The following is a 6,559-nucleotide window of genomic DNA, read 5'->3' as shown; positions in this document are numbered from 1 at the left end:
GGTCATGACCGACGGCATTTCAGGACCAATCGACATCCAGCGATTGGTCCTGAAATGCCGTCGGCGCTGCTGTTGATTGGGCACCCGAAATTTCCATATCAATGCAGCGAAGGCGACTTCGCGATCAATGCAGCGAAGACGACTTCGCGCTTTCCGAAAAGACCGGGACGACCCGCAATCCAATGGAGCGTTCCGATGTCGTGGATTCTTCTCTTCTTCGCTGGCCTGTTCGAGATCGGCTGGGCGATCGGCCTCAAATACACTGATGGCTTTTCGAAGCCGCTGCCGACTGTCCTGACGGTTGTCTCGATGGTCGTCAGTCTTGCCTTGCTCGGACTGGCACTGAAGATGCTGCCGGTCGGCACGGCCTATGCTGTGTGGACCGGCATCGGCACCGTCGGCACGGCGCTGCTTGGCATCTGGCTGCTCGGCGAGCCTGCGACCGCGATCAGGCTGGCCTGCATCGCACTCATCGTCTGCGGCATCATGGGATTGAAACTCGCGGCCTAGTTTTGCAGCAAGGCCGCAGCACAAACGCCTTCAGGGCCGCTGCAAGGCGGCCCTGAATTTGATTCGTGAAATCGCGCTGTAGGAGAGCTAGCGAGCTGAAAAGCCCGGAGGCGTCCTGCCGGTGCGCTGCTTGCGCGCCGCATAGCGCGCGTCGCGCTTGGCCTTGCGCTCGGCCTCGTCGGCAAGCAAACGAGCGATGCGCTCGTTCTCTTCGGCTTCCCGGATCTTCGCTTCCGCCTGCGCCGCTTCTTCCGCAGCAATACGCGCTGCTTCGGCAGCAGCTTCGCGCTCGGCCTTTTCGGCGGCTTCGCGCGCCAGCTTTTCTTGCTTCAGCCTGGCCTTTTCGGCCTCGCGTATCGCACGAGCTTCGATGATTGCCTTGCGTTCGGCCTGTCGTGCCAGCACCGCTGGATCGTCTGCTGCCGGCTTTGCCTTGAAGCGCGCGAGAAGCGCCTTCTTTGCCTCGTTCGCGGCATTGCGCCGCTCGAAAACGTCTTTTTCCCTATAGATAGCCAAGTCCACTTCCCTGGAGTCAATTTGCGAGGCTTACATACGCGTGAAAACCCAGAGTTCAAGCGCCAAAACGGTATGCCAGCCATGAAATTCTGAGCTGTTGCAGCCGGGAGACGCCTTTTCGGCTGAATTCTGCTGAAACGGACATGCACTGTTCACCATCCGGCCCTCTGGCGGCGCGGCGGACTGGTCGCTACCTGTAGCGCGAAAAACAAAACGCCAGGATGACAGATGATGGAACTCGGTCTCTACACCTTCGCCGACGTCAGCCCGGAGCCGGGTCCCGGTGCCATCGGTGCGCATGAGCGGCTGCGCAACCTGATCGAGGAGATCGAGCTGGCCGACCAGGTCGGCCTCGACGTGTTTGGGCTGGGCGAGCATCACCGTCCCGATTATGCGGCTTCAGCGCCGGTCGTGGCCCTGGCCGCAGCGGCCGAACGCACCAGGCGTATAAAGCTGACCAGCGCGGTCACCGTGCTTTCCTCCGACGATCCGGTTCGTGTCTTCCAGCAGTTCGCGACGCTCGACCTTCTGTCAAGCGGCCGGGCCGAGATCATGGCCGGGCGCGGCTCGTTCATCGAATCCTTTCCGCTGTTCGGCTACAATCTCGAAGATTATGATGAGCTCTTTGCCGAAAAGCTCGACCTGCTGCTTGCGATACGCGACAGCGTCAAGGTGAGCTGGTCGGGCAGGCTGCGCGCTCCGATCAACGATCGCGGCGTCTACCCCCGCCCGTTCCAGGACAGATTGCCGATCTGGATCGCCATTGGCGGCACGCCGCAGTCCGCCGCGCGGGCCGGCGCACTCGGCCTGCCGCTGGCGCTGGCTATCATCGGCGGCGAGCCGGCGCGGTTCGCGCCGCTGTTCGACATCTACAGGGAGGCGGCCAAACGGGCCGGCAACGATCCGGCTGATCTCGCCACCAGCCTCAATGTCCACGGGTTCATCGCCGAGACCACCGACCAGGCGGCTGACGATTTTTATGGGCCACAGGCCGAGGTGATGAACCGCATCGGCCGCGAGCGCGGCTGGGGTCCGACGTCGAGAGCACATTTCGACCAGTCGCGCGGCCCGAGCGGCGCGCTGTTCGTCGGCAATCCAGAACAGGTGGCCGAAAAGATCGTTGCCCAGCACAGGATATTCGGCAACGACCGCTTCCTGCTGCAAATGGCAATCGGCACCATGGCGCACGCCACGGTCATGAAGGCGATCGAACTCTACGGCACCAAGGTGGCGCCGATCGTGCGCAAGGAAACGGCGAAGGCCATTCCCGCCGTGGCTGCGCCAGCCGCCTGATTCGCCGGCAAGATCGTAGGGCTAACGTCATCGTCAGCGCCGGCTAACGCATCGGCCCGCAATCGGAATCGATTTTCGGAAAGCACGAGGCGTAGATTCAAAAGTGTTAGAGCGTACTTTGTGCGTCCAAGCGGACGCACGTCGCTCTAACGGAACCTTGAAGCCGCAAAGACGTTTCCGCCAACAGCGTACACCAATCGCAGTGTGCCGCCGAGGGCCAGAATGAAAGCCGAACCCGCCGCTTCGGGCGCCGCAGAGAGCCCGGATCCGCGCGTCGAGGCGCGTGCGGACATGCACCTGATTCGTTCGCTGCTCGTCGGCATCTTCATCCTTATGGCGATCTACGCGCTCTCCTTCGCCCGTGCCTTCTTCATGCCGGTCATCCTGGCCTTCCTGCTGGCGCTGACGCTGACGCCGATCGTCCGCTTCCTGCGCAAACACGGCATGCCCAATGTGATATCGGCGACACTGCTGGTGGTGCTGTCGGTCAGCACCCTTGCCGTGGCCGGCTATCTGCTCAGCGGCCCGGTCATCGACCTCATCAATAACACCTCGGTGATTGGCCAGCAGCTGACCGAACGTCTCGCGCAACTGCGGCGTCCTTTCGAAAGGATCATGGAGATTTCGCGGCAGATAGAGGGACTGACGCAGACCTCCCAAGGGCCGGGCGTCCAGAGGGTAGCCATGGCGCAATCCGGCCTTCTCCCACAAGCTGCCAGCAATTTGCTGTCGGCGGGCACCAGCCTCATCATCGTCTTCGTCCTGTCGCTGTTCCTGCTCGCCTCCGGCACGATGTTCTATGAGAAGATCGTCGAATCCTTCCCCAGTCTCAGCGAAAAGAAGCGGGCACTGCGCGTCGTCTATGACGTCGAACGTGAAATCTCGCACTACCTGCTTACCGTCGCCGTCATCAATACATGCCTGGGCGTGGTCATCGGACTCGGCCTCTGGGCACTCGGCATGCCCAACCCGCAGGTCTGGGGCGCGGCAGCGGCTCTGCTCAATTTCCTGCCCTATATCGGGGCGCTGATTACAATCACGCTTGTCACGATCATCGCGCTTATCAGCTTCGACAGCATCTCCAACGCGCTGCTGGCGCCGGCCTTCGTGCTGTTGTGCGATACCGTCGAAGGCCAATTCGTGACGCCGACGGTGGTTGGCCGGCGCCTAGAGATCAACGCCGTGGCGATCCTCATTGCAATTGCCTTCTGGTCCTGGCTGTGGGGTTTCGTCGGCGCGCTGATGGCGGTGCCGCTGCTGGTCGTCATCAAGGTGTTCTGCGATCATTTCGACGGCCTCAGCCATGTCGGCAATTTCCTGGCGGCGCAGCATACGGCGGTGGTTGAAGAAGAACTCATCGAGGAGATGGACAGCGCTGCAGCGCAAACCGGCGCGCGGCGTTTGCGGCGCCCGGATTGAATGCCTATATCGAGCCGGTCAAAGCCGGGCTCCCTTCCATGACCGATATCTCCTTCGACATCGACGCCTATTTCGCCCGCATCGGATACACCGGCTTGAGAGACGCTTCGCTGGAAACGCTGAAGTCGCTCCATCTCTTGCACCCGCAGGCAATCCCGTTCGAAAATCTCGATCCGTTTCTAGGCCATACGGTTCGTCTAGATCTCGCCTCGCTGCAGGAAAAGATCGTCGCTCGGGGTCGCGGCGGCTATTGCTTCGAGCACAATCTCATTTTCATGCATGTGCTGAAGGCGCTTGGCTTCGTCGTCAGCGGCCTTGCCGCACGCGTTCTTTGGGGCCAGCCCGATGATGCCATAACCGCACGGAGCCATATGTTGCTGCGCGTCGAACTCGACGGCCGAACCTACATTGCCGATGTCGGCTTCGGCGGACTGACGCTGACAGCGCCGCTCCTGCTTCGACCGGGTCTCGAGCAAAAGACCCCACATGAGACATTCCGCATGGTTGCGACAGGCGATCATTTTCGGCTGCAGGCCAATGTCGGCGGCGATTGGCGGACAATTTACCGCTTCGACATGCAGCAGAACTATGAGGTCGACTATTCGGTCAGCAACCATTTCCTATCGACCCACCCAACCTCGCACTTCCTTTCCTCCGTAATCGCGGCACGAGCCTTGCCGGGCCGCCGTTATGCGCTCCGCAACAACCGGCTGTCGACGCATCATCTCGGCGGCCGTACCGAGCAGATCGAGATAGCGACAGCCGCCGAACTCGCCGACGTGCTGGAAGGCCCGCTCGAAATCGCCATTCCCGACCGTGCAGCCTTCGAGGCCATGGCGCGACAGAAGAAAATCCTGGAGGCCTAAGATACCATGACCGCTCTTTCCGTTCTCGACCTGTCGCCAATCGTCGAAGGCAGCAACGCTTCGCAATCACTCGCCAATTCGCTCGATCTTGCCCGCCATGCCGAGCGGCTGGGCTACAAGCGCTACTGGCTGGCCGAGCATCACAACATGCCGGGCATCGCCAGCGCCGCCACCTCCGTCGCCATTGCCCATGTCGCCGGCGGTACCAGGACGATACGCGTCGGCGCCGGCGGAATCATGCTGCCCAACCATTCGCCGCTGGTCATCGCCGAGCAGTTCGGCACCCTGGCGGCGTTGCATCCCGGCCGCATCGACCTCGGCCTCGGCCGGGCGCCGGGCACTGACATGGGCACGGCGCGCGCGCTGCGCCGCAACATCGAGGCCGGCGCCGACAGTTTTCCGCAGGATGTCGTCGAGCTGATGGGCTATTTCCAGCCGGCCGAAGACGGTCAGCGTATCCGAGCCGTGCCCGGCGAGGGCGAGCAGGTGCCGATCTGGATTCTGGGCTCGAGCCTCTATGGCGCGCAGCTCGCAGCCATGCTCGGCCTGCCCTACGCCTTCGCCTCGCATTTCGCACCGGCCGAACTCGACCACGCACTGGAGTTCTATCGCTCGCGCTTCCAGCCGTCGAAACAGCTCGACAAGCCCTATGTCATGCTCGGTCTCAACGTGTTCGCGGCGCCCTCCGACGCCGAGGCGCGGCTGTTGTTCACTTCGCTGCAGCAGGCCTTCGTCAATCTGCGAACCGGCCGGCCCGGCCGACTGCCGCCGCCGGTCGAGGGATATGAGCGCGACCTCGACCCGATGGCCAAAACCATGCTTGGCCAGGCGCTGTCCTGCGCCGTCGTCGGCGCCCCGGACACAGTCAGGCAAGGCATCGAGGCGTTCGTTCAGCGCACCGGCGCCGACGAGCTGATGGTCACCGCGCAGATTTTCGACCACGCAGCGCGGGTGCGGTCGTTCGAGATCCTGGCCGACATTCACAAATCGCTGTCGGAAGCGGCCTGATGGTCTTTCTTATTTGATGCATGTTGTTATCCCAAAACCGCTGCGCACCCTCGGTTCAAGCCCCTGCCTCGCGATACCCTGTCATGCGGTCATGCATGGGCGAGATGTCGAACGAGCCGGAGATATAGCCGATCCGCCGGTCTGCTGGTGTCACCGAAGGAATCCGCCGGGTTGACCGGCGTCGTGCAGCAGGCGATCGACGCCAAGATCCCGGTCTTCGTGCTCGACCGCAACGTCGAGACCAAGGACTACACGCAGTTCGTCGGCGGCGACAACAAGCTGATCGGCCGGGCTGCCGGTGAATACGCCGTCGAGTTGCTCGGCGGCAAGGGCAAGGCCTCCCGCAACGTCGTCGAGATCTGGGGCGGCATGGGCACCCAGCCGGCACATGACCGCCATGAAGGCTTCCATGAATTCACCGACAAGGAGCCGGACATCAAGTACCTGCTCGACCAGCAGTCGGGCGACTGGAAGCAGGACCAGGCAGCCTACAACATCATGGCCACGGCACTGCGCAACAACGAGAAGATCGACCTCGTCTATGGTCACAACGATCCGATGGCCTACGGCGCCTATCTTGCCGCCAAGGATGTCGGCCGCGAGAAGGACATCAAGTTCATCGGCATCGACGGCCTGCCCAATGAAGGCGTGCAGCTTGTTGCCAATGGTGAGCTGACGGCGACGTTCACCCATGTGACACCGGGTGCCGAAGGGCTGCGGCAGGCGATCAAGTTTCTGAACGGCGAGAAGGTCGAAAAGACCATCACGCTGCCGACGCAGAAGATCACCAAGGAAAATGCCGCCCAGATCCTGAAGGAGCACGGGCTCTGATGCATGTCGCCGAGGGTGGGGTAGCCCGATCAACAAAGTCTGGCGCCGCCCCTCATCCGCCTGCCGGCACCTTCTCCCCGTATAGTGACGGGGAGAAGGGACTGGCCGCGGCGCCG

At 62.3% G+C, this 6,559-nt stretch carries 6 protein-coding genes and 1 pseudogene; 6 read left to right on the top strand and 1 reads right to left on the bottom strand.

The features are described from left to right. The first annotated feature begins 195 nt into the window (after window positions 1-195). Window positions 196-510, top strand: a complete 315-nt coding sequence (gene sugE, locus BQ8482_RS02635; RefSeq protein WP_123147326.1) for a quaternary ammonium compound efflux SMR transporter SugE — start codon at window positions 196-198, stop codon at window positions 508-510. Window positions 511-597: 87 nt separating this feature from the next. On the opposite strand, the gene BQ8482_RS02630 is transcribed toward sugE, so the two are convergent. Then, the gene (locus BQ8482_RS02630) at window positions 598-1,026 is read right to left on the bottom strand and encodes a DUF6481 family protein (protein WP_123146153.1); all 429 of its coding nucleotides are present in this window, start codon (window positions 1,024-1,026) and stop codon (window positions 598-600) included. 231 nt (window positions 1,027-1,257) lie between these two features. On the opposite strand from BQ8482_RS02630, the gene BQ8482_RS02625 reads away from it, so the two are divergent. The 5 genes and pseudogenes from BQ8482_RS02625 to BQ8482_RS02605 form a co-directional block, all read left to right on the top strand. Continuing rightward, a complete protein-coding gene (locus tag BQ8482_RS02625) occupies window positions 1,258-2,319 on the top strand; it encodes an LLM class flavin-dependent oxidoreductase (RefSeq protein WP_123146152.1) in 1,062 nt (353 codons plus the stop codon). Between the two features lie 222 nt (window positions 2,320-2,541). Then, complete coding sequence (locus BQ8482_RS02620; RefSeq protein WP_123146151.1) at window positions 2,542-3,738, top strand: AI-2E family transporter; 1,197 nt, start codon at window positions 2,542-2,544, stop codon at window positions 3,736-3,738. A 38-nt stretch (window positions 3,739-3,776) separates the two neighbouring features. Next, a complete protein-coding gene (locus tag BQ8482_RS02615; RefSeq protein ID WP_123147325.1) occupies window positions 3,777-4,604 on the top strand; it encodes an arylamine N-acetyltransferase family protein in 828 nt (275 codons plus the stop codon). A gap of 6 nt (window positions 4,605-4,610) precedes the next feature. Beyond that, window positions 4,611-5,612 carry an LLM class flavin-dependent oxidoreductase gene (locus tag BQ8482_RS02610; protein WP_123146150.1) on the top strand — a complete coding sequence of 334 codons (1,002 nt, stop codon included), beginning with the start codon at window positions 4,611-4,613 and terminating at the stop codon, window positions 5,610-5,612. Between the two features lie 141 nt (window positions 5,613-5,753). Next, window positions 5,754-6,443, top strand: a pseudogene (locus BQ8482_RS02605) (substrate-binding domain-containing protein); the annotation flags it as partial. Between the last annotated feature and the right edge of the window lie 116 nt (window positions 6,444-6,559).

It is taken from the genome of Mesorhizobium delmotii (assembly GCF_900149755.1).
GTDB lineage: Bacteria > Pseudomonadota > Alphaproteobacteria > Rhizobiales > Rhizobiaceae > Mesorhizobium > Mesorhizobium delmotii.
Note: the sequence above shows the minus strand (reverse complement) of the source record. Positions and strands in the feature narration are given on the sequence as shown.